Source organism: Kiritimatiellia bacterium, from assembly GCA_018001225.1.
Classification (GTDB): Bacteria; Verrucomicrobiota; Kiritimatiellia; order CAIQIC01; family JAGNIJ01; genus JAGNIJ01.
Map to the genome: position 1 here is coordinate 1 of JAGNIJ010000009.1, position 22,267 is coordinate 22,267.

Here is a 22,267-nt window from a genome sequence, read left to right on the forward strand (position 1 = left end):
CGGCAGTTTAATGGCGAGAGGAAGCAACGGGGTGAACTCGCAGATCTACACCGGCACGGTCTGGCACGCCCGGCACCAGCCGGTGAAGCACGAATTCACGTTCCCGGGCTACTGGTATGCGCTGGACCTGGACGACCTGCCGGAGCTCGACCGGCAGATCCCGTTCTTCGGCTACAACCGGCGGCGGCTGGTCTCCCTCCGCGACACGGACTATCTCGACGCGGGCCCCGGCACGATTCGCGAGAAGCTGATGCGCCGGCTCGAGGCCAAGGGGTGCGCCGACGGGATCGAGCGGGTCATCCTCGTCACGTCCGCCCGGCTGCTGGGCTACGTGTTCAATCCCGTGAGTTTTTACTACGCCCTTCGTGCCGACGGGAGTCTCCGCTGCGCCGTGGCGGAGGTGAACAACACGTTTGGCGACCGGCATTTGTACATCCTGGCGCATCCGGACGCGGCTCGCGAGACGCTCGCCCTCCAGCAGGACGAAATCTGGCCGGTGGGCTACACGCATCCCAAGGAATTCCACGTCTCGCCGTTCAACGACATCAGCGGCCGGTATCGCTTCTCCTTCGCGGACATCCGGACGGCGCTGAATATTCAGGTGGACCTGGAGAACGAGGCCGGGCAGCCCGTGCTCCAGGCGCGGATGCAGGGCGAGGGGATGCCGCTGGACCGCGCCAGCCTGAAACGGGTTCTTTTAAAGTATCCGCTCAACGTATTTCTCGTCATGCCCCGGATCGTGTGGGAGGCGGCGAAACTGTATTACCGGAAGAATCTCAAGGTGCATCACCGGCCCGAGCCGTCGCACCCGATGACCATCCTGCGCGCGGCGCCGACGCGGATGGAACGCTGGTACGAGCGGTTGGCCATCCGTTTCTTCTCGCAGGTGCGCAAGGGCCGCCTGGAGCTGGCGCTGCCGGACGGCAGGACCGTGACCGCGGGCGACCCGTCGGCGCCTCCCGCGGTGCTGCACATTCATTCCCGCGAGTTCTTCCGGCGGCTGATCCTGGACGGCGACATCGGGTTCGGCGAGTCGTTCATGGAGGGGGAGTGGACCACGCCCGACCTGCCGGGCCTGCTGCGCGTGCTCGCGGACAACCTCGCGTCCGTGGACGACCGGAAGATCGCGCTTTCCTGGATTGGACGCAGCGTCAACCGGGTCCGCCACGCCCTGCGGCGCAACACGGAGCGGTTAAGCCGGCGGAACATCCGCGACCACTACGACTTGAGCAACGACTTCTTCCGGCTGTGGCTGGACGAGACCATGATGTACTCGTGCGCGGTCTTCGAGTCACCGGATCAATCGCTGTACGACGCGCAGATGAACCGGCTACGTATTCTCATCCGCAAGGCCCGCATCCGCCCCGAGCACCATGTCCTGGAGATCGGCTCCGGTTGGGGCGCGTTCGCCATCGAGGCGGCGCGCGCGACGGGGTGCCGCGTGACCACGATCACGCTGTCGACGCAGCAACTGGAACTCGCCCGGCAGCGGGTCCGCGAGGCGGGGCTGGAGGACCGGGTCACGGTGGAATTGTGCGATTACCGGCACGTGAAGGGGCAATTCGACCGCATCGTCTCCATCGAGATGCTCGAGGCCGTGGGCCACGAGTATTTCGGCGCGTTCTTCGGCGCGTGCGACCGGCTCCTGAAACCGGACGGCCTGGTCGTACTGCAGGTGATCACGATCCCCGACCAGCGCTACGACATGTACCGCCGCGCGACGGACTGGACCCAGAAGCACATCTTCCCGGGCGGCGTCCTCCCGTCGCTGACCGCGCTGTCCCGCGCGATGACCCGGCATTCGCGGCTCGTCGTCGAGCACCTGGAGAACATCGGCCCGCAGTACGCGCGCACGCTGCGCGAGTGGCGTGTGCGATTTCTCGCCGCCCGGGAGCAGGTCCGGGCGCTGGGCTTCGACGAGGTCTTCCTCCGCAAGTGGGAATACTACCTGGCCTACTGCGAGGCCGGCTTCGCCGCGCGGGTGATCAACGACCTGCACCTCGTCCTGACCCGGCCGAACAACGCGGAGTTGGACGAACCGCGAGCCGTGGGCGGCGATCAGGCTTGACTGCCGGGCCGTTCCCTTTAGCGTGGCCGGGTATGGGCATGGCGCTTCTACTGCTCTGCGGCGGGGCGATCGTCTACACGTTGGCGGTGTTCCCGCTGGCGATCTGGGCCCTGGCCCGCTGGCGGGGCCGGCCGCCGAAGGCTTCCGCGGCGGGGGAGCCGCCGTTCGTCAGTGTCATCGTTCCCGTGTACAATGAGGCCGGGATCCTGCGGGAGAAGATCGCGAATTGCCTTGCCCTCGACTATCCCGCCGACCGCGTCGAGTTCCTCTTCGCGCTCGACGGGTGCACGGACGGCAGCGAATCCGTCTTCGCCGGGGTCCGGGACCCGCGCGTCCGGTGGCGCGTCTTCCCCGCCAACCGCGGCAAGGCGGCCGTGCTCAACGACGTCATCCCGGAGGCCCGCGGCGGGATCGTGGCCCTCACGGACGCCAGCGGGATGATCAATCCCGCCGGTTTGCGCGAGGTGGCCGCGCTGTTCGCCGACCCCGAGGTCGGCGGCGTCAGCGGCATCTACCAGGTCCGCCGCGAGGCCGGCACCGAGTTGGACTCGGCCGAGCATTCCTACCTGGGCCTCGAGATGAAACTGCGCTACTGGGAGGGCCTATACCGGACAAGCTTGAGCGGCACCGGCTCGCTGTTCGCGTTCCGCCAGGCCGATTTCCAGCCGTTCCCGGCGGGGCTGATCAACGACGATTTCGTGCTGCCGGCGAGCCTGGCCCTGCGCGGCCGCCGCATCGTGTACGCGCCGGGCGCGCGGGTCTCCGACCGGCTGTCCACCTCCCTGGGCCGCCTGTTCCGGCGGCGCGTGCGGATCGCCTACGGGAACTGGCAGCAACTCGGTCCGCTGCGAGGACTGCTCAACCCCGCGCGCGGCTACCTCTTCTGGGTGTTCCTTTCCCACAAGCTGATGCGGACGTGGCTGCCGTTCATTGTCGTCCTTTTCCTGGCGTCGAGCGTGGCCTTCGGCGCGGCGGTATTCGCCGGCGTCATGGGCGCCTTCCTGCTGCTCCTGCTGGCGGGCGCCCTGGGGCTCTGGCTGGACCGCCATTTCTCGCGCTGGAATCCCCTGGGGCTGCTGGCGCTGATCTTCATCAATTTTGCGGCCGTGTTCGTCGGGACGGCGAAATTCGTCGCCGGGCGGCGGGCGGCCTGGTAGGAGCGGCGATGCGCATCCGGGTCAACGAGAAGCAGGTCCGGCGGTTCGCGGAGTACTTCGCGGGAATCGGTCAGGTGTCCCCGTTTGATTTCTGCTCGGCGGCGGAGGGGACGCTCTTCCCGGCGCGCGGCGGGGCGGGCGTGATCGAGTACTTCTTCTTCGTCACCGCGCACCAGTTCGGGTTCTGGCATCTCGACGGCGGCCGGTACGGCGGGCCCATGATCGCGCCGGTGGACGGCGTTCCGCGCAAGGGCTCGGATTTCATCGTGGCCTGCGCCACCCGCGCCTGGAATCGCGATCCCCTGTTTTTCACCCGCGCGGGCCTGGGCCGCGTCGGGGAGGAGGGCTGGGCCGGCATCTTCCGGGACGACGCCGGCGGCAACCCGCTGCCCATGGGGCCGGAACACCGCGACATCATTGAGCGTTACGCCGGGTGGCTGCGGTCGGCCTCGCGCCCGCCCGTGGAACTCGTGGCGGCGGCCAACGCCGCCCCCGAATCGCTGAAGGCCTTTCTTGACGAAGCCGGGAAAATCCCCGGCTACGCCGAGGACCCGATGCGGAAAAAGCTGCAATTACTGGCGATCATCCTCGAGAACCGGCCGGAGCATTTTCTCCGCGTGAACGACCCGCAGCATCATCGCCCGATCATTGACTATCACCTCATGCGCAGCGCGTTGCGCACGGGGCTGGTGAACGTGGACGATCCCGGCGTTCTCGCGGACCTGGAGGCGCGCCGGCTGGTCTCCGCGGAGGTCGAAAAAGAAATCCGAACGGCCGTCTACGATGCCGTGGCGCGGCTGGTGGAGCAGTCGGGCGTGTCCGTGGCGGCCATTGATTACTTCTTCTTCATGAACCGGACGCGGTGCCCCGAGATGCGCGAGCCCGATTGCCCGGTCTGCCCGGTGCGGCATCTCTGTGCCCGCCGGACGAAGCTGTTCCAGCCGGTGTTTCGGACCACCGCCTATTGAATGGAGGGCGACGGGCCTCCGTCGCCGTTCCTGCGGCGGCCGGGGCCGGCCGCCCTCCAAAAAGGCATTTCGGAGATACTGGAGGGCGGTCGGCCTCGACCGCCGGGATTACGAGACAGGTTCTAGAGCGGTTTAAATGAAACTGTAGCCGCCGGCGTAAGCCGGTGGCACGGGAAATCCGAGGATAACGCGGCCACGCCGTTACCGGCGCGGCTACATACAAACTTAACGCGCTCTAATCGTTCCAGTCGGCTCTCCGCACGCAGCGAAAGCCCACCGAGCCGCCCTGCAGGGAAGGGGCAATGTGGCCGCGCGCCGCGCAGCGCAACGCCAGGGGATCGGACAGGCTGTACCCGCCTCGCAGCACCCGTTCCGAGCCGGACGCCGGGCCGGCCGGGTTCTCGCCCGGGGAAGCGGAATAGTAGGCGACGTCGTACCAGTCGCCGCACCATTCGTCCACGTTACCGGCCACGTCGCACAGCCCGAACCCGTTGGCCATGTCCTGCGCGGGGAGCCGGAAGAAGCCCTCCACGATCACCTGGCTTCCATTGTACCAGCCCGCGGGGGTGGTCCCCGCCTCGTACGCGTCGTCGCTGTCGAGGTAATTGGCATAGGTCCGCCGGATGCAATTCGTCGGCTGCGGGTCGCGCCCGGGCCAGGGATAGTGATGCTGCGCCAGGCCGCCGCGGGCCGCCTTTTCCCATTCCGCCTCCGTGGGCAGCCGGTAGCCGGACCGGCCGAAGTCCGTCCACACGGCGTCCACGCTGCCCGTCCGGTAGGGCTGGGTGAAACCGGCGTCGAGGAAGTAGACGGGGGCGAGGAACTCGGCTTCCGAGCGCGCGTTGCACCACTTGACGGCGTCGTACCAGGTCACGCCCGTCACGGGGTGATTGGACTCCGAGCGTTCGGTCCACAGGGTGAAGTCGTAGCCGGCGCCGCCGCCGGACAAGTCGGTGTATCCGCGCGCCACGGCCCAGTTCCGCACGCGGTCCCAATTCGCCTTCGTGACCTCGAACTTGTCCGCGTAGAACGGGTCGATCGAGACCGGGTGGACCGGGGTTTCGTCGCTGCCCGGCGCGTAGTCGCTGCCCATCAGGAAGGACCCGTCCTCCACGAAGGCCAGGCCGGGCGACGGGGGATTGGACACGAGGGCCACGGCGAACAGGCAGGGCGCTTCCACGCGGTTCGTGGTGGACGGCCCGAACTCCTCCAGCGAGCGCATCGGCTGCCCGCTTCTCGGCCACCGGTTGGAGGGGGCCGCCCAGAGCACGTGGTAGGACGCGTTGGTCAGCGCGTTGGTCCAGGTGATCGAGCCGGCGGAAACCTGCGAGGGATGGACGACTCCGGCCGGGGCCGGGAGGGCCAGGGCGGGCAGCGCGAGCAGGGAGAGGAAGAGCTTGTTCATGGCGTTTCTCCTCACGGATGGCGGACGCAGCGGAGGCCGATGAAGTCGTTGTGCGTATCCGGCGCGACGGCGAATCGTTGCGCGCAGCGCAGGTTGTAGGGCTTGTCGTACCAGGAGCCGCCCCGCGCGGTGCGTTCCAGGCCGGCGGCGGGCCCCCGGGGCTCGTCCCGGATCAGCGACGCGTAGTAATCCGCGGCGTACCAGTCCCAGCACCACTCGCGCACGTTGCCGGCCATGTCGTAGAGCCCGAGGGGATTCGACATGTCCGTCAGCTGCGGCAGGTCGAAGCCGGCCGCCGCGCCGCCCTGCTGGCTGCCGTTGAAGAAGCCGACCGGCGTCGCGGCCTGGTCGTACAGGTCCAGCGAGGTGTCGAAGTTGGCCCACGCGCCGAGGATATGGTTCGACCAGGCGCCGCCGAAACTGCGCCACGGGTAGTGGTGCCCCTTCAGCCCGCCGCGCGCGGCCTTCTCCCATTCCGCCTCCGTGGGCAGGCGGTACCCGTTCGCCAGCCAGTTGACGTGCCACTCGACGACATCCATCTGGCCGGTCCGGTACACCGTGGAGGGCGTCATGGACCGGCTCGTGTAGTAGCAGGGTTTCAGGCCTTCCAGTTCCGACCGCGCGTTGCACCATTTCACCGCGTCGTACCAGGTGATGTCCGTGACGGGCCAGTTGTACCCGCTCCCGAACGAGGAGCCGGCCGGGATGTCGACGTACCCGATGAACCCGCCCTGCTGCCAGACATCCTGCCAGCGAGCCAGCGAGACCTCGTAGCGGTCCATGTAAAAGGGGCCGGTCTGAACCTCGTGGGCGGGCCCTTCGTCGGGAAAGCCCTCCGCCCAGCCGTCGCCCATGACGAAGGCGCCTTCGTCGACCCACTCCATCCCGGCCGGCCGGGGATCCCGCGCCAGCCGGTAGAACCGCGGCACTTCCATGGAAATCACGCCCGCCGTCGGCGCGTCCACGAGATCCAGGCCCTGCCACGAGGCGTGCCAGGGGTGCCGGAGTTCATTCGCCCATTCGAGCCGGGCGAATCCGTTGGTCTCCAGCGGCTGCCAGTCGGCGCGCCCCCCGCGGTAGCTCCGGAGCACGGACCCGGTGGCGGCGGCGATGCTGGCCAGCGATACGTGCGCGACGTCCATCAGGCTGATATCGCTCCACGCCTGCACGTCTATCGTGCAGGCATCGGAGCTTCCGGCCGGCGGGGTGATGGAGACGGTGATGTTCGTGGACTCCGAGGCGCCGATCCAGACGACGGCCGGGTCCACGACGGCGGCATAGCCGGGGCATATGTTGTCCACGACGAAACTGACACTGGTCCCGCCGCCGGTCTGGTTGTAGACGCGGAGCGGGAAGATGGCCGTTTCACCGGGCGGTCCGCCCCGGAAGCTGATCTCGGGCCAGATGAAGATGCCGCCGGCGAGGCTGGAAGCGGCGGGCAGATACAGCAGCGCCTGCACCATGAGGCGGCAGAAGCGTTTCATTTTCCGTCCTCCTTGACGTGGTTGAAAGGAATGAAGGTACGTGAACGTGGGCCGACGCGGATGTCTTGAATCTTGCAGACCGTTATCCGCTCATGCCTCACGGCGGTGGCCATGGCACAACGTCGCATGGGAAAACCTCCGGGCCCGCCATCCGTATGTCCAATAAATAGCTTGGCCGTTTAAGGCCTTCTTGTACAGGATTAAGTAGGAAGCCGTCTTTTGCCTGTGCCAGTCAGGGCAGCCGTTCCGTCCCCGCCCGGCGGAGGCGCAGGATGTAGTAGCGTTGCCCCTGCGGATCCTCGCCGCGGAAATCCAGTTCCACGAGCAGCCCCGTGATGGCGCCGCGCCAGCCGGGCGCGGCCGGGGCGGACTCGGCATCCGTGTAGCAGACAAAAGTGTGCCGGCCGGCGACGTGCCGGAACTGCTGGCGCGGACGGCCGACCTCGTCGGTCTCTGATTTCTCGAAGACGGCCTCCAGGTTGGCGGGCCGGTCAATGAGGGGGCGCACCACTTCGCGGAATACGGCCTCCGGGCTCCGGGCCAGGTCGAGGTGCTGGAGGATTTCCTCCCAGGTCACGGTCTGCGATGGCGCCTGGGCCTGCGCGGCAGGGGCAAGCCACGCCGACGCGGCCGCGGCCAACACGATGAACGCTCGTTTCACAGTTCGATTTCCTTCATGGCGCGGGCTCGCGGGAACTCGCCCCTCCAGGGTGCCTTTGGAGGGCGGAGCTCCGCGACGCCGCCGGGAGGCCCTGCCGGTGCTTATCACTGGACGTTGGCTTCCAGGATCGGGTCGGTGAACATGACATGCCCGTAGGTCGGCCCCCAGCCGCCGCCGGCCTGGAGATCCTGGCTGACGTCCACGGTGTAAAGCAGCGTGTCCGCGTTGCGCTTGCCGGCGACCTGGGCCGCCAGGCTGCGCGTGGTGCGGTGGCGCAGGGCCGTCTGCGTCGTGTCGGTCCACTCGAGCACGCTCTCCTGCTTCCAGTCCGGGCTGATGATCGCCGTTTTCAGCACGCGCGCGCCGGGCTGGGCGCGCAGGACGAACTGCTCGGCGGATTTCTTCAGGGCCGCCGCGTCGCCGCCGGCGTAGGCGTCCGGCGCCATGCGCGTCTCGGCGACGCGGGCCGCGCGCAGCCGGGCGTCGGCCCGCTTGAGGCCCTCGATCCGCCGGTTCAGCGCGTTGATCCGCTGGTCGCCGGTCTTCATCAGGCCGGCGGCGCGGTCCACGATCGACTGCGCGTTGCCGATCAGGTCGCGCTCGGGGAACAGGAATGCTTCCTTCGCGGCCATCCGGGTGTCCTGCTCGCGGATGAACTGCTCCAGGTGGCCGATCGCCGCGTCGGCGTCCCGCAGGTCCTGGTCGGCGTACTGGCGGCAGGAGGATTGGAACTGGACCAGGGCGTTATCCAGCATGGCGGCCGCCTGCTTCAGTTCGTCGGTGGCGAGCGCGCCGAGGTTGGCCTTCTTGTATTCCTCCAGCGCCGCCGCGGCCTCACCGTAGATCCCCAGCCGCTTGCGCATGTCCGCCTGGTCCTGCGTGGCGCTGGGCACGAGGTACTTGTCGGGATCATAGCCCGCCTGGCCGAGGCCGATGACGTACGGCCGCAACCGGGCCAGCCAGGGCACGGAGGCGGCGCCGGCCTCGGCGGCCTGCTGTTCCTCGGCCGCCTGCGCCTGCTGCATCGCGTCCGCCCGCCCGCCGGCCGCGGCCTCCAGCTTCGCGATCCGGTCCTGCATGGCGACGATGTCGGGATGCGCGGGGGAGTACTGGCCGGCGTACCGCTGCTCGATCTCGGCCATCTTTCCGCGCGCCTCCTCCGCGGCGGCCTTCGCGGTCTCGACCTTCCATTCCTCCGACGCCACCGAGTTGGACTCCAGCGCGCGCTCGGCCCGGGCGAGGATGCGGTCCGCTTCCTTCAGCCGGAACGCGACGTTGCTCGGCAACTTGTCCTGCGCCGCCGCGATCATGACCCCGAGGCCCAGGAAACATATCGTTGCGATTCTTCGGATGTGCATGGCCGGTTCCTTGTTTTCTCCACTCTATCCGAAGGGGACCGGCGGGCAAGTTCTATCGGCTCCGCTTAACCGTTTTGGAGGCGGCGGGTACTGTGAAAAGCCGGGGCGCGGTATGCGAAAAGCCATGTTTCTTGCGGCGGTCGGAGTCTGGGCCTGCACCGGGAGCCCGGTCCGGGCGGCCACGCGCTACGTCGCGGCGTCCGGCAGCCACGAGTCCCCGTACACCAACTGGGCCACGGCCGCGCACGACATCCAGTCGGCTGTGGACGCCGCCTCCGCCGGCGAGTCGATTCTTGTCACGAATGGGACGTACGACACGGGTGGCCGCGCCGTGGACAGCGGCATGACCAACCGTGTGGTGATCAACAAGGCCGTGACGGTCGTCGGGGTCAACGGTCCGGACTTCACGTTCATCGTCGGCCGGCCGTGCCCGACCAACGACGCGAACGGGAGCGGGGCGGTCCGCGGAGTCTACTTGAGCGGCGGCGCCGCGCTGGCGGGATTCACGGTGACCAACGGACATACGCTGGCCCTGGAGGACAGCGGCAGCGCGAAGACCAGCGGGGGCGGGGTGTACGTTTCCGGGGACGGGCTGGTCTCCAACTGCGTGCTGACGGGCAACGCGGCCTACTACTACGGGGGCGGCGCGGCCGAGGCGCTGGTCCATCGTTCCGTTCTCGACGGCAATCGCGCCCGCATGGGCGGCGGCGGGGCCGACGAGAGCGACCTCTATAATTGCATCCTCCGCGGCAACACGGCCTACGGCGGCGGCGGAGCGAACTACAGCAGGCTCTACAACTGCACCCTGATCGGGAACACGGCCTCCAACCGCGGGGGCGGGGTGGCCTACAGCTATTGTTGCAGCAGCATCCTGGCGGACAACAGCGCGCCGGCGGGCACGCACACGTATTTCTGGTCCTACACCAACTGCTGCCTCTATCCGGCCGCCACGGCCAGCCGGGACAGTATCACCAATGAGCCCGGGTTCGTGGACTACGCGGGCGGCGACTACCGCCTGTCGCCCACGTCCGCCTGCATCAACGCCGGGGCGGTCATGCCCTGGATGAGCGGCGCCCGGGATTTCGACCTGAACACGCGCGTCGTGGGCGTCAGCGTGGACATCGGCGCCTTCGAGTACCAGGTCCTCATCGATCCGCTCGCGGTGGAAATCGCCGCCGAGGATTTCCAGGCGGTGGCCGGGCACGCCGTTCCGCTGGCCGGCCGGATCGTCGGCAACGCGCAGGGCTTCGTCTGGCGGTTCGGCGACGGCCGCGGCGCGACGAACCGGCTCTTTGTCACCAACACCTACGCCGCGGCGGGGCTCTACGAGGTCACGCTGACGGCCTCGAACCTCGCCGGCACCGTCGCGGCCACGGCGACCGTGGAGATCGTCAGCGCGGACTACGCATACTACGTGGCGACGAACGGCGACGATGCGGCCGCCGGCACGAACTGGGCCACAGCCAAGGCGACGATCCAGGCCGCGGCCGACGCGGCCGGCATTGGCTGTACGATCTGGGTCACCAACGGCGTCTACGACCGGGGCGGGCGCGTCGTCTACGGCAGCCTGACCAACCGCGTGGCGCTCGACAAGCCGCTCTTCCTCCGGAGCGTCAACGGGCCGGCCGTCACGATCATCGCGGGCGCCTCGAACTCGGCGGAGAGCCCGGACGGCGACGCCGCCGTGCGCGGCGTGTACATGGCCAGCAACACGGTCCTCGACGGCTTCACGGTGACCAACGGCCACACGCGGACGGACGGGGACACGACGCGGGAGCAGTTTGCCGGCGGAGTTTATGCCGGTACCACGAACGTGGTCATCACCAACTGCGTGATCTCGGGCTGCACGGCCCACTTGAGCGCGGGCGGCTGCTACCGGGGCATGCTGTTCAACTGCCGGTTGGTGGGCAACGCGGCCACGAACATGGGCGGAGGCGCGTATTCCGCCGTCCTGTTCGGATGCCTCGTCGCGGACAACGCCGCGCTGAACGGGGGCGGCCTCGCCTATGCCCCGGTCCGGAACTGCGTCGCGCGCGGCAACCGCGCCGCGCAATATGGCGGGGGGTTCTACGTGGCCTCCGGCGTGGCGGAGAACTGCACGGTGGCCGGCAACAGCGCGGGGACCAGCGGCGGCGGGGCGTACCGCGGCTCGTTCCTGAATTCCATCGTCTACTACAACAACGCGCCCACCGGCCCCGATTTCTTCGAGGGCGACTTCACGAACTGCTGCGCCGCCTCCATGCCCGCGGGCGCCAACAACATCACCAATCCGCCCGGGATCGTCAGCACGCTCGACCCGCGCCTGATGCCGGGCGCCGCCGTCATCGGGCGGGGCACGAACCAGGCGTGGATGGCGGGCGCCGTGGACTGGGAGGGCGCGCCGCGGATCGCGGGCGCCTCGGTGGACATCGGGGCCTTTGAGTTTGCCTCGGAACTGGAATGCACCGGCGCGCTGGTCGCGGCGATTTCCTGCGCCTACACGCAGGCCCCCGCCGGCTTCACGGTGCCGTTCGAGGTGCTGGTTACCGGCCGCGCGCAGGGCTACGAGTGGGATTTCGGGGACGGCGTCCGCGCGACGGGCGGCTGCGTGGTCGGCCACGCCTTCGCGGCGGCGGGAATCTTCCCCGTCGTGCTGACAGTCTCAAACCTGTCCGGCTCGGTCGCGGCCACCGCGTCGGTCACCATCGTCGAGGCGGATTGCGAGCTGTTTGTCCGGCCGGGCGGCAGCGATGCCGCGGCGGGGACGAACTGGGCGACCGCGTTCGCGACGATCCAGGCGGCCGTGGACGCCGCGGGCCTCGGCTGCACGATCTGGGTGAGCAACGGCGTCTATGCTTCCGGCGGCCGCGCGGTCGAGGCCGGGTTGACCAACCGCGTCGCCGTAGACAAGGTCGTCACCGTCCGCAGCATGAACGGGCCGGCCTTCACGGCCATCGTGGGCGCGGGCGGTACGGGCGGCGGCGTCGGTACCGGCGCCGTACGCTGCGTGTGGCTCGCGGGCGGGGCGCGGCTGGACGGGTTCACGCTGACCAACGGCTTCACGCTCGCGTCGGGCTCCTCCGAGAAGCAGGGCGGCGGCGTCTGGGCCGAGGGCGAACTGGCGGTGATCACCAATTGCCTGGTCGCCGGCTGCGCCGCGGCCGGGAGCGGCGGGGGCGTGTACGGCGGAACCCTTTACAGCGTCCTGCTGGACGGCAACGCGGCCGCGCGCGGCGGCGGGGTCAGCGCGGCCGAACTCGCGGGTTGCACGGTCACCAACAACCGCGCGGGCCATGGCGGCGGGGCCGAGAACTGCACGCTGACGGACTGCCGGATCAGCCGCAATAGCGCGACCAATGGCGATGGAGGTGGCGTGTATGGCGGGACGCTGACGGCCTGCCTGCTCTCCGGCAACACGGCTTGGAATGCCGGCGGCGGCGCGTACGAGGCCGGGTTGAGCGATTGCGTTTTGTGGAGCAACCGGGTCCTCACCGGTTCCTCCGGCGAGGGCGGCGGCGCGTACGGGGGCGTGCTCGTGGATTGCTCGTTGGTCATGAATTCCGTGACCAGTTCCTTGTCCTTCGGCGGCGGCGCGTCGTCCGCCGCGCTGTCGGGCTGCACGCTGACGAGCAACCGGGCTGACTACGGCGGCGGGGTCTTCGGCGGAAGCCTCTCGAACTGCGCGGCGGGCTGGAACAGCGCGGACTACGGGGGTGGCGCGTACGACAGCCTGGTCTACGACTCGTCGCTGCACCACAACACGGCCTCCAATGGCGCCGGGGCCTTCTCGGGCACGGCGTACGATACCGTATGCTCCAACAACACCGCCGTCTCCGGCGGGGGCGGGGCCGCGGCGGCGACGTTGCACCGGTGCCGGCTGCTGGACAACATCGCGGACGAGGGCGGTGGGGCGGCCGCCGGCGTGCTCTACAACTGCGTGGTCAGGGGCAATACGGCCGACATGGGCGGCGGCGTGTCGTCGGCCGAGAGCTACAACTGCACCATCGTCGGCAACGACGCGACCTCGTTCGGCGGCGGCACGTTCTGGGGCACGCCGCGCAACTGCATCGTCTACTACAACACCGCCTTCGCCTCCGTGAACGCCTACTTCGGCTGGCTCACCAACTGCTGCAGCTCGCCGATGCCGGACGGGACGGACAACTTCACCGCCGCGCCGAAGATGATGGACTACGCCGCCGGCGACGCGCGGCTCTTGAGCAACTCGCCGTGCATCAATGCCGGGACCAACCAGGACTGGATGGCCGGCGCCCGCGACGCGGGCGGGAGCCACCGGATCATTCTCAACGTCGTGGACGTCGGCGCGTACGAGTACGATTACCCGGGCGTGGACCACGACGGCGACGGCATCGAGACCGCCTACGAAACCGGGACCGGCGTCTACGCCGGGCCGGACGACACGGGCACCGACCCGCTATCGGCCGACAGCGACGCAGACCGGGTCCGGGACGGTGACGAGCTGACGGCCGGGACCGACCCGACGGACGGCGAATCCTTCCTGGGGATGGTTCTTCCCGCCATGCAGGATGCGTCCGGATTCGTGATCTCCTGGTGGAGCGCGACGGGCAAGAGCTACCGCCTCGAGCGGTCCAGCAACCTGGTTTCAGGCTTCGATTACCTGGTGCAGACCAACATCTTGGCCACGCCCATTCTGAACACGGTCACCGACACCACCGCGATTGGCACAGGCCCCTTCTACTACCGCGCCGGCGTCGAGCCATGAACGGAGCAGAAGCGGTTTTTATAATTGCAGCGAAACCGCGAAAAGAGCAGCTTCTTTAGCAGGAGGTCAGTGAGCGCAGTCTTCACGGGAGGTGGCCATGAGGAAATGCATCTGGCTGGTGCTGCTCGGAGTCATGGTGCTGGCGGAGCCGGCGACCGCCGCGCAGAAGGTTCCCATTATTATTCCGCCGCCGCATCTCAATCCTTTGCTGTACCAGATCATTCAACGCCTCTGGCTCCGCCGGCTGCTGCACCTGGAGCAAACCCTTTATGAAGGCCCCGTCTGGTATTTCCCGGTCCTGAAACGGTATCCGGCGGAGAGGGCCAGGACCCTGCGGGTCTTCTGGTGGGGACGGTTGGGCGGCATCGTGGAGTCCGACGATAACTACTACTTTCCGAACCTCTGGACCAACAACGCCGATATTGCCTCCCTGATGGCGGACATTGGCGTGCCGACCACGCGCACCTATTCCAGCGCCGAAATGTGGAACCGGATGACCTGGGTCTGGTGGTGGATGTCCAGCCATACGAGCGACGAGGGTGAAAGCTACTCAACCGGCCCCGGCTTTCCCTCCATCGCCGACATGGCCTGGGCCTATGCGCAACAGGGCTTCATCCACCACGGCACTTGCATGAGCACGGCGCAACTGATGGCGACGCTCTTGGCCCGCGTCGGCATCCCCGTGAACCGGATCGCCCTGGGGCACGCGCATTATGGCGATACGGCTCAGCACGTGTTCGTGCTCCTGTTGATGGACGAGGGGTGGTACTACCTGGATCCCACCGATTGCCATAGTCACAATCAAGTGCCCGAGTATGAAGACCGGGCTTCCCGCGGGTGGCATCCGACCTGCGACTATACCCATCCGTTTGAGGTTAATATCCTGCCGAACTCGAATCTGAACTCCGTACCCTTATGCCTGGATGCGGAATAACCGGCTGGCGCAAGGAATCTCGAATCGAAGCTGGAACTTAAGCGACTCGGATTCGGCCTTCCGATGCTTCCGTGACCAGGCCGATGCGCGCGGCCTGCGCGAGCCCGGCCTTTCGCATGTCGGCCATCGCGGCATCCGCCCGGTCCGCCGGCAGGCCGATGAGCAGGCCGCCGGAGGTCTGGGCGTCGTAGAGCAGGGCGCGCAGAGGGGCAGGCACGTCGGCGGCGACCTCCGTGATCGAGGCGCTGTATTCCGCGTTGCGCTCGTTGGCTCCGGAGAAGACGCCGGCCGCGGCGAGGTCGAGCACATCCGGGAGCAGGGGCAGCGCGCCGGCATGAAGCTCCGCCGTGACGCCGCTTTCCTTGACCATGCGCGCGAGGTGGCCGAGAAGCCCGAACCCGGTGACATCCGTGCAGGCATGGGCGCCGTGGCGGACCATGATCTCGGCCGCGGACTTATTGAGCGTGGTCATGCTCGCCGACGCCGCGGCGCGCGCGGCGTCGGAGGCCCGACCGAGCTGGGTGGCCAGGGTGATGATCCCCGTGCCCAGCGGCTTGGTCAGGATCAGCGCGTCGCCCGGCCGCGCCCCGCTGTTGGCGGCGAGTTGCTCGCGCGCGACAAGCCCGGTCACAGCGAAACCCGCCTTGATCTCCTCGTCGTCCAGGCTGTGCCCGCCCAGCAGCGCCGCGCCGGCTTCCTGCAAAACGCTCATGCCGCCGCGCAGGATTTCCGAGAGCGCCTCGCCGGGCAGCACGTGGATGGGAAAGCCGACAATCGACAACGCCGTCAGCGGCCGCCCGCCCATGGCATAGACATCGCTCAAGGAATTGCAGGCCGCGATCCGGCCGAAGGTGAACGGATCGTCCACGACGGGCGTGAAGACGTCCACGGTCTGCACGAGCAGCAGGTCGGGCGTCAGCTCGTAAACCCCCGCATCGTCGCCCGTGGAAAGCCCCACGAGCACGCGCGGGTCCTCGATCTTCGGCAGGCGGGAGAGGACCGCGTGCAGATCCTTCTGGCTGATCTTCCCCGAGCAGCCGGCGCTCCGGACGTAATCGGTCAGGCGCACCGCCGGGGCCGCCGGGCCGGCGGGCACGTGCTCGCCCGCGCACAGGCAGGTGTCCTTCTCTTTGAAGGTCGGGCAGGGGCAGGGGAGCTTGGGATTGCATACGCAATGCCCCAGCTTGATCGAGCGGCCCATCACCTGCCGGCGCTTCTCCAGGTTGATGTCGGTGCGCGTCATGTCGCTTTTTTACCACAGAGGGCACAGAGGACACGGAGAAAAGCGGATACAATAGCTCTTCGAAGCCCTCCGTGATCCTCTGTGTCCTCCGTGGTTCATCCGGGTTTCCTGGCCAGGATGCGCTCGTCGCCGATCCGCCGGGTCAGGCCCTTGCGATCCCACCATTCCAGGATCGCGATGGAGTATTTCTTCGACGTGCCGAGCACTTCCTTGAATTTCACCGCGTCCACGCGCTCGTGCTGCGCCAGGTACTCCACCAGCTTGCGGCGCGACGCCTCCAGGTGCTCCGGGTGCAGGATGACCTTTTCGGAGAGCCGGACCAACTCCCCGGCCTGGAGCAGCGGCTTGAGCGCGGACTCCGCGCGGGCCGCGGGCCACCCCAAGCGCGCGGGCAATTCGTCCGGGCGAGGCGACTGGAAGCCCGTCTCCCGGTACACCGCGAGAAGGGCGGCGCCCGATTCGTCCACGACGGTCCGGCCGGCCTCGCTGACCAATTCGCCGCGAACCCGGATGCGGCCGGCCTCGGCAAGGGAATTCAGCGCCCGCGCCACAAGTTCCTCGTCCGCCGCCAGGCCGCGCCGCAGTTCCGCCCGGGTGAACCCCGCCTGTTTTGGTTGTGTGTCGTGCAGTCTTTTCAGTGCGGCAGCCAAATCGTCGGCCAGTTTTCGGAATGCGTCCGCGGCGGCGTAGCGGTCCCCGATACGCACCGCGTCTCCGGTTACCGTGAGCCGTTCCAGCTCCGCCCGCGCGGCCTGCTCCGTCATGAGCGCGCGATGCGCGGCCTCCTCCGCTTTCAGGGCGGCCGGCCCGGCCGCGCGGAGGGCGTGGAGCACGGCGGCGGAGGGATCGCGGAGGGCCTGTTCCTCCTCCTCGCGCGAGTCGATCCAGTCGCCTCGCGAGCGGCGAATCTTCTGCTCGTCCACGCCAACGAGGGTGCCCCCGCCCAGGGTCCGGGCCGGGCTCAAGGCGCGCGCGACGAACGGGTCGCCGGGCGCGGCGATGACCGGTTCGGCGAGTTGGATTTGGACGAAACACTCCGCGCCGGGCGGCAGCGGGTCGAGCGTCGGGAGGACCAGGTGGCCGGGGACATCCGACGTGCCCGTGTGGAATCGGATCGCCGCGCGCGGCTTCAGCGCGGCCCCGGCGTCCGGGAGATGATGGAACTTCACGTTGAAGAAGCGGGCCGGCTGGAAATAGCCGGGCGTCGCCAGCACGCGTCCGCGTCCCGCCTCCTCGCGGTCGAGGTCCGAGAGCCGCAGCGCGACGCACTCGCCCGCGCGGGCTTCGTCCGCGTTCGCGCCGTAGACTTGCATGGCGCGGACTTTCTTCCGGCGGCCGGCCGGCAGCAGTTCCAGTTCCTCGCCGACCCGCACGCTGCCGGACCGGGGGATCCCGGAGACGATCACGCCGAGCCCCTTCAGGACGAACGCGCGCTCGATGTTCATGCGGAAGGGCCCGTCGGCCCGGTGCTCCGCCGTCGCGGCGACGACGGCCGCGAAGGCGTCGTAGAAGGCGTCGAACCCCGCGCCGGTCTTGGCCGACACGGGCAGGATTTCCGCGCGTTCGAGGAAGCTGCCCGCGACCAGAGCGCGGATCTGTTCGCCGACCTCGGCCAGGCGACCGGGTTCCACGAGGTCGGACTTGGTGATCGCCACGAGGCCGCGCCGGATCCCGAGGAGCCGGACGATATGGAAATGCTCGACGGTCTGCGGCATCACGCCGTCGTCCGCGGCCACGACGAGCAGGACGACGTCGATGCCCGTCGCGCCCGCGACCATGTTATGGATGAACCGTTCGTGGCCCGGCACGTCCACGATCCCGACCCGTCGCCCGTCCGGCATCGCGCAGGTCGCGAAGCCGAGGTCGATGGTCATGCCGCGCGCCTTTTCCTCGGGCAGGCGGTCCGTGTCGCAGCCCGTCAGCATTTTTACGAGCGCGGTCTTGCCGTGGTCGATGTGCCCGGCCGTGCCGACGGTGACGTGGATGACGGACGCGGAGGTCACGGGAGAATGGACTCGACGGCCCGCACGACATCGGCGGATTCGCCGGGCAGGATGGTGCGGACGTCCAGCAGCACGCGGTCGTCGCGGATGCGGCCGATCACCGGCGGGTCGGCGCGGCGCAGGGCGCGGGCCAATTGCTCGGCGGACAGGCCGGGGGCTTGCAAGGCCACGGCGAAGGTGGGCAGGGGAGAGGTCGGCAGCGCGCCGCCGCCGAGCTTGGATTCGTCCTCGACCACGGCGGCCTGCCAGTCCGGTTGGCGCTTGACGATCCCGTCCCGCAATTCCTCCGCCGCTCGCCGGAGTTCGTCCGGTTTCCGGGCCAGCATGAAGTAGGTCGGGTGCCGCTCCTCGAGGCGGTCCGGTTCCAGGAACAGGCGCAGGGCGTATTCCAGGGCGGCCAGCCGCAGCTTGTCCACGCGGAACGCGCGGTAGAGCGGGTGCTTGCGCACGGCGGTGACGAGGTCCGCGCGGCCGACGATGGCGCCGCCCTGCGGGCCGCCGAGGAGCTTGTCCGTGCTGAACAGCACGAGGTCCGCGCCGTCGCGGAAGCCGTCCTGCACGGTCGGCTCGCCCTCTAGCCCGTATTTCCGGAGGTCCACGAGGTTGCCGCTGCCGAGGTCGAAGACCACGGGCACGTTCCGCGCCCGGCCGAGGCCCGCGATCTCGCGCAGGGCGGTTTCGGCGACGAAGCCCTCCACGCGGTAGTTGCTGGGATGGACCTTGAGCAGCAGGCCGGTGCGGGGACCGAGGGCGGCCTCGTAGTCGCGGAGGTGGGTCTTGTTCGTCGTGCCGACCTCGCGCATCACCGCGCCGCTCTCGGCCATGATGTCGGGCAGGCGGAACGAACCGCCGATCTCGATCAGCTCGCCGCGCGAGACGATCGCCTCGCGCCCGCGCGCGAGCGCGGCGAGAACGAGCAGGGTCGCGGCGGCGTTATTGTTGACCACGGCGGCGTCCTCGGCGCCGGTGACGCGCCGGAAGAGGTCGAGCACCACGGCCTCGCGGCGCGTCCGCTCGCCGGTCTCGAGGTCCATCTGGACGTTGCAGTTGCCGACGGCCTCGGCGAGGGCGGCGAGCGTGTCGCCGGGCAGCACGGCGCGGCCGAGGCCGGTATGGAGGACGATGCCGGTGGCGTTGACGACGCGCTTCAGGTTCGGCCGATCCGCCGCGAGCAGGCTGGCCGCGGCTTCCGCCAGGCTGTCCGTGTCGAAATGGGCGGAAAGGCCGCCACGGATCGCCTGGCGTGTAGCCTCGACGGCGGCGCGGACAGCGCCGGCCACCCGCGCGCGGCCGTGCTGCTCCGCCAGGGCGCGCGCCCGGTCCGTGTTCAGCACGGCCTCCACCGAGGGAAGGGCGCGAAGGGGCGAACCGTCGCGGGCATCCTTGTTCATAGGCCCAAGCTGCCAAAAGCGCCGCCGGGAGGGCAACCTAATTCCGGCTTCGCTTTCATGCCCGGGCATGGCAGGATGTCCGCGCGGGATCGGGAGGATGGGATGAAAGACGTTTTATTGTGCCTGGCGGCCTTCCTGCTGCTGACGTGGGTGATCTACCTCAAGGCGGAGATCGTCAAGCTGCTGCAGCAGAACGAGAAGATGGCGGCGATGCTCAAACTGAAACTCGAGAAGGACAAGGCCGGCATGGAGGTCGGCGGCGACGGTCAGGTGATCGGGAAAAAACCGGTTTGGATGAAATAATCGGGGTTCGCCGGGTATATTCTTGTCATGCGATACGCCTTTCTTGGTTTCCTGGCCGCCGCGGCCGCGGCCGACACCACGGCGCCCGTGATTCTGACGTGGTCGGAGGATCCGCAGACCACGGTTACCGTTTTCTGGCAGCGGAACGATCCCGGCCGCGGCACGGTCCGGTACGGCCTGACCAGCCACTACACGGATTCCGTCTGCGACGCGGGCGGCGCGCGCCGGCACCGGATCACGCTGCAGGGCCTCGAACCGGGCACGGTCTATCACTACGAGGCGTCATCCACGGACGGTTTTGCCGCCGGCGACCGTACGTTCCGGACCGCGCCCGGGCCGACCGGCTCGCTGAATCTGGTCGTGTACGGCGACCTGCAGGGCGGCGCGGATGAGGGGGCGTGCCGCGGCGTGGCGGCGCAGGTCGCGGCGTGGGCGCCGGACCTGGTGATCCACATGGGCGACTTGTCGGACGAGGAGTACGGGGGCGCCGGGTACGCGACCTGGTCTGCTTTGTTCAACACGGTGACCGATGTGTTCGACCGGGCCGTGTTCATGCCGGCGCCGGGCAACCACGATTATCCGGAAAGCGGAAGCTCGCTGTTCTGGCAGTTATTCAGCCTGCCCCATCGCGACGTCCCCGGGGGGCCGTATTCCTTCCGCGCGGGCCCCGTGCATTTCACGGTGCTGAACTCGGACGCGGACATGGCGGGGCAGACGAACTGGCTCATGCGCGACCTGCAGGCGGCGGCGTTCGACACGAACGTGACGTGGCTCGTGCCGTACTTTCACCGGCCGCCGTACTCGTGGGGCGAGCGCGAGGGCGACGAGGAGGTCAAGACCAACTGGTGCCGCCTGTTTGCGATGTACGGGGCGGACGTGGTCTTCAGCGGGCACAGCCACAACTACCAGCGCACCGTGCCCATCCGCGGCGTGACGTACGCGATCGTCGGGGGCGGCGGCGCCTCGCTCTACGATTCCGACTTCACGCCCGGCAGCCACGAGTACGCCACGACGTGCTACCACTTCGTGGACCTGCGGATCACCGGCTCGGTCATGCGCTACCGCGCGATTCGCAGTGACGGCCTGGTGTTCGAGGATCTTGCCTTCACCAACGCCCGGCGCAAGGTGCGCGTGGAGCCCGCCTTTCCCGAGCGGGGCGGGACGGCGAAGATCCTCTACGACGCCGCGCAGGGCCCGCTGTTCTACTCCTCGCCCGTGTGGATTCACCTCGGGGTGGACGCGTTCGGCAGCGCCCTCGTGGACACCTCGATGACCTGGAACGCGGCCAGCGGCCTCTGGGAGCACACGGTCACTGTGCCCGCCGCCACCTCGAACCGGATCGCCTTCGTGTTCCACGACGCGGCGGCCACGAACTGGGACAACAACTACGACTACAACTGGCAGGCGCTGCTGGACGACATGCCGTACGAGGCGCCGACCTCCCCGCCGCCGCGGATCGTCGCGGCCGGAACCCCCGCGATCACCGGCGATCCCGCCGGGCAGAACAACATCGGGGATGCTTTCGACTTCGGCACGAACGGCGGGCCGCTGGAGGTTCGGGACGGTTCGGGGTTCGGCGACTTCGGGCGGCTCTATTTCAACCACGACAGCTCGAACCTGTACGTCGGCGGGATCGGCGCCGACCTGGGCGGGTCGAACAACGTGTTCGTCCTCTTCCTGGGCCTGGACACGCTGACGGACAACGCGGAGAACCTGTGGCACAAGGCCGGTCCGCCGCAGGCCCTCGACCAGATGCACAACGTCGGGTTCGTCGAGCCGATGGACCTGGCCATGGTCTTCGGAGATGAGTACGGCGACGGGCCGGCTTTCACGAATTTCACATACGGCGGCTATGATTTCGGACAGGGCCTTTACTACATCGGCACCAACACCGCCGCCTTTGTTCCCGTGCCCAACGCCCGGCTGTCGCAGTTCGACGGCACGGGCACGACGGCCTGCGTCAGCGCCGACGATGACGGGGACCGGCGCACGGATCGATGGGAGGCCTCGCTGCCCTGGTCGGCGCTCAACGCGTCCGGGGGGGCGACCTCGCTGACCTGGCTCCTGGTTTCGGGCGTGATCGCCTCCGGCTCCACCAACGGGAACAACCGCTACCTCTCCGCCTCCCACATCGCGGCGAGGGGCTACGGGACAGAGGATGAGTACGGGAACTTCGGCTATGGCTTTGTGACCCTGGAGCCGGTCAAGATCGCGCTGGAGCACGGCGACGAGGACGGCGACGGGATGAACAACCGCGCGGAATCCGTCGCCGGAACCCGGCTGGACGACGCCGCATCCCTGCTCCAGGCCCGGGCGGAGGAGGCCGCCGCGGACCGGCTCGTTCTCCGGTGGAGCAGCGAGTCGAACCGGACGTACGCCCTGCTCGGCGCCACGAACTTGCTTTCAGGCTTCAGCGAACTTACCAACAACCTCCCCGCCACGCCGCCCTCGAACTCGCACACGACAAACATCAGTTCCGCGCAAAGCGGGTTCTATCGGGTAGAAGTGAAGCATTGAGCATTTTGTCATCCTGATCGCAGCGAAGGATCTCTTGAGGCGCACGGTGGTCGGC

General features: G+C 68.5%; 14 protein-coding genes. 7 read left to right on the top strand and 7 right to left on the bottom strand.

Going from position 1 to position 22,267, the window contains the following annotated elements; all coding sequences use genetic code 11:
* Positions 1–31: 31 nt before the first annotated feature.
* Genes KA248_04580 through KA248_04590 form a run of 3 tightly spaced genes read left to right on the top strand, consistent with a single transcriptional unit; the run spans position 32 to position 4,193 of the window.
* Positions 32–2,068: a DUF1365 family protein gene (locus KA248_04580; GenBank protein MBP7829174.1), complete on the top strand. Its 2,037-nt coding sequence runs from the start codon at positions 32–34 to the stop codon at positions 2,066–2,068.
* A 38-nt stretch (positions 2,069–2,106) separates the two neighbouring features.
* Positions 2,107–3,225, top strand: a complete 1,119-nt coding sequence (locus KA248_04585) for a glycosyltransferase family 2 protein (protein MBP7829175.1) — start codon at positions 2,107–2,109, stop codon at positions 3,223–3,225.
* Between the two features lie 8 nt (positions 3,226–3,233).
* Positions 3,234–4,193: a hypothetical protein gene (locus tag KA248_04590; GenBank protein MBP7829176.1), complete on the top strand. Its 960-nt coding sequence runs from the start codon at positions 3,234–3,236 to the stop codon at positions 4,191–4,193.
* A gap of 235 nt (positions 4,194–4,428) precedes the next feature.
* On the opposite strand, the gene KA248_04595 is transcribed toward KA248_04590, so the two are convergent.
* The 4 genes from KA248_04595 to KA248_04610 form a co-directional block, all read right to left on the bottom strand.
* On the bottom strand, positions 4,429–5,598 hold the full coding sequence (locus tag KA248_04595) for an SUMF1/EgtB/PvdO family nonheme iron enzyme (protein MBP7829177.1): 1,170 nt from the start codon (positions 5,596–5,598) through the stop codon (positions 4,429–4,431).
* A gap of 11 nt (positions 5,599–5,609) precedes the next feature.
* The gene (locus KA248_04600; GenBank protein MBP7829178.1) at positions 5,610–7,082 is read right to left on the bottom strand and encodes an SUMF1/EgtB/PvdO family nonheme iron enzyme; all 1,473 of its coding nucleotides are present in this window, start codon (positions 7,080–7,082) and stop codon (positions 5,610–5,612) included.
* A 232-nt stretch (positions 7,083–7,314) separates the two neighbouring features.
* Positions 7,315–7,743 (bottom strand): hypothetical protein, encoded by a 429-nt coding sequence (locus KA248_04605; GenBank protein MBP7829179.1) that lies wholly within the window; start codon positions 7,741–7,743, stop codon positions 7,315–7,317.
* Between the two features lie 104 nt (positions 7,744–7,847).
* On the bottom strand, positions 7,848–9,101 hold the full coding sequence (locus tag KA248_04610) for a hypothetical protein (protein ID MBP7829180.1): 1,254 nt from the start codon (positions 9,099–9,101) through the stop codon (positions 7,848–7,850).
* A 124-nt stretch (positions 9,102–9,225) separates the two neighbouring features.
* Between KA248_04610 and KA248_04615 the strand changes: the two genes are divergently transcribed.
* Both KA248_04615 and KA248_04620 read left to right on the top strand, forming a co-directional pair.
* Positions 9,226–13,821, top strand: coding sequence for a PKD domain-containing protein (locus tag KA248_04615; protein ID MBP7829181.1), 4,596 nt, complete (start codon positions 9,226–9,228; stop codon positions 13,819–13,821).
* A gap of 97 nt (positions 13,822–13,918) precedes the next feature.
* Positions 13,919–14,755: a transglutaminase domain-containing protein gene (locus KA248_04620; GenBank protein ID MBP7829182.1), complete on the top strand. Its 837-nt coding sequence runs from the start codon at positions 13,919–13,921 to the stop codon at positions 14,753–14,755.
* Between the two features lie 37 nt (positions 14,756–14,792).
* On the opposite strand, the gene selD is transcribed toward KA248_04620, so the two are convergent.
* From selD to KA248_04635, 3 genes are all read right to left on the bottom strand, one after another.
* Positions 14,793–15,956: a selenide, water dikinase SelD gene (gene selD, locus KA248_04625; protein MBP7829183.1), complete on the bottom strand. Its 1,164-nt coding sequence runs from the start codon at positions 15,954–15,956 to the stop codon at positions 14,793–14,795.
* 137 nt (positions 15,957–16,093) lie between these two features.
* Positions 16,094–18,001, bottom strand: coding sequence for a selenocysteine-specific translation elongation factor (gene selB / locus KA248_04630; GenBank protein ID MBP7829184.1), 1,908 nt, complete (start codon positions 17,999–18,001; stop codon positions 16,094–16,096).
* Complete coding sequence (locus tag KA248_04635; GenBank protein MBP7829185.1) at positions 17,998–19,392, bottom strand: L-seryl-tRNA(Sec) selenium transferase; 1,395 nt, start codon at positions 19,390–19,392, stop codon at positions 17,998–18,000. Before KA248_04635 ends, selB begins: the two co-directional genes overlap by 4 nt.
* A gap of 102 nt (positions 19,393–19,494) precedes the next feature.
* Between KA248_04635 and KA248_04640 the strand changes: the two genes are divergently transcribed.
* On the top strand, positions 19,495–19,695 hold the full coding sequence (locus tag KA248_04640; GenBank protein MBP7829186.1) for a hypothetical protein: 201 nt from the start codon (positions 19,495–19,497) through the stop codon (positions 19,693–19,695).
* A 27-nt stretch (positions 19,696–19,722) separates the two neighbouring features.
* On the top strand, positions 19,723–22,212 hold the full coding sequence (locus tag KA248_04645) for a metallophosphoesterase (GenBank protein ID MBP7829187.1): 2,490 nt from the start codon (positions 19,723–19,725) through the stop codon (positions 22,210–22,212).
* Positions 22,213–22,267: the final 55 nt, after the last annotated feature.

Excerpts from the sequence above, each read along its gene's own strand:
- KA248_04610 (MBP7829180.1), bottom strand. The coding sequence starts at position 9,101 with ATGCACATCCGAAGAATCGCAACGATATGTTTCCTGGGCCTCGGGGTC.
- KA248_04590 (MBP7829176.1), top strand. The coding sequence starts at position 3,234 with ATGCGCATCCGGGTCAACGAGAAGCAGGTCCGGCGGTTCGCGGAGTAC.
- KA248_04645 (MBP7829187.1), top strand. The coding sequence starts at position 19,723 with ATGCGATACGCCTTTCTTGGTTTCCTGGCCGCCGCGGCCGCGGCCGAC.
- KA248_04640 (MBP7829186.1), top strand. The coding sequence starts at position 19,495 with ATGAAAGACGTTTTATTGTGCCTGGCGGCCTTCCTGCTGCTGACGTGG.
- KA248_04635 (MBP7829185.1), bottom strand. The coding sequence starts at position 19,392 with ATGAACAAGGATGCCCGCGACGGTTCGCCCCTTCGCGCCCTTCCCTCG.
- selD (MBP7829183.1), bottom strand. The coding sequence starts at position 15,956 with ATGGGCCGCTCGATCAAGCTGGGGCATTGCGTATGCAATCCCAAGCTC.
- KA248_04600 (MBP7829178.1), bottom strand. The coding sequence starts at position 7,082 with ATGAAACGCTTCTGCCGCCTCATGGTGCAGGCGCTGCTGTATCTGCCC.
- KA248_04620 (MBP7829182.1), top strand. The coding sequence starts at position 13,919 with ATGAGGAAATGCATCTGGCTGGTGCTGCTCGGAGTCATGGTGCTGGCG.
- KA248_04595 (MBP7829177.1), bottom strand. The coding sequence starts at position 5,598 with ATGAACAAGCTCTTCCTCTCCCTGCTCGCGCTGCCCGCCCTGGCCCTC.
- KA248_04615 (MBP7829181.1), top strand. The coding sequence starts at position 9,226 with ATGTTTCTTGCGGCGGTCGGAGTCTGGGCCTGCACCGGGAGCCCGGTC.
- KA248_04585 (MBP7829175.1), top strand. The coding sequence starts at position 2,107 with ATGGCGCTTCTACTGCTCTGCGGCGGGGCGATCGTCTACACGTTGGCG.